The sequence below is a fragment of the Streptomyces sp. NH27 genome, from assembly GCF_056859195.1.
This window is the reverse complement of the sequence record NZ_JACEGK010001054.1, coordinates 1-604: the sequence shown is the minus strand read 5'-3', so window position 1 is coordinate 604 and position 604 is coordinate 1. Positions and strand designations below refer to the sequence as shown.

Sequence of the window (604 nt, the reverse complement as noted above, 5' to 3'; positions counted from 1 at the left end):
CATCATGGCGGCGTGGTTGGCGCGGAAGAGCGGACGGCAGGGGAGGGCGAGCAGCCGCATCAGGCGCTTGCGAACCGTGACGTCCTGCTCGAAGACGAGCCGGGTGGCGCCATCGGGAGCGGGCTGTACGGTCCAGCGGACCCAGCCGTCGAGGTCGCCGGTCATGGCGACTTCGAGCACGCGGGCGTCGGGGTCGTGGCGGGTGGAGCGGGCGGTGACGATGAGGTCGTACGGCAGGGCGGAGCGGAAGCGCAGCACGCCGCTGGTGTCACCGGTCTGCCGGACCTCGCGGACCTGGGGCCACCAGTCGGGGTACTGGTCGGGGCGTTCCAGGACGCGGTAGACGGCGTCGGGTTCGGCGTCGAGCCGCCAGGAGTTGCGGAATCGGTAGTGGCTCCAGTCCATAACACCAGTGTGCGCCGGGAGTTGGGCGAACGCGGCTGCCCGGGAGCCGGGCACCGCATGCGAAAGGTCCCGGGCCGTCCGATGGACGGCCTGGGACCTTCTCCGGGTGGGCGATACTGGGATCGAACCAGTGACCCCTTCGGTGTGAACGAAGTGCTCTCCCGCTGAGCTAATCGCCCCGGCGCGTGCACAACATTAC

General features: G+C 69.9%; 1 protein-coding gene and 1 tRNA gene. Both read right to left on the bottom strand.

Annotated features, from left to right (window positions below; translation table 11 throughout):
* Nucleotides 1–405: SRPBCC family protein (locus AC13HU_RS37980; protein ID WP_483046549.1), on the bottom strand; the 405-nt coding region annotated here is incomplete at its 3' end.
* 107 nt (nucleotides 406–512) lie between these two features.
* Nucleotides 513–584: transfer RNA gene (locus tag AC13HU_RS37975), tRNA-Val, on the bottom strand.
* Between the last annotated feature and the right edge of the window lie 20 nt (nucleotides 585–604).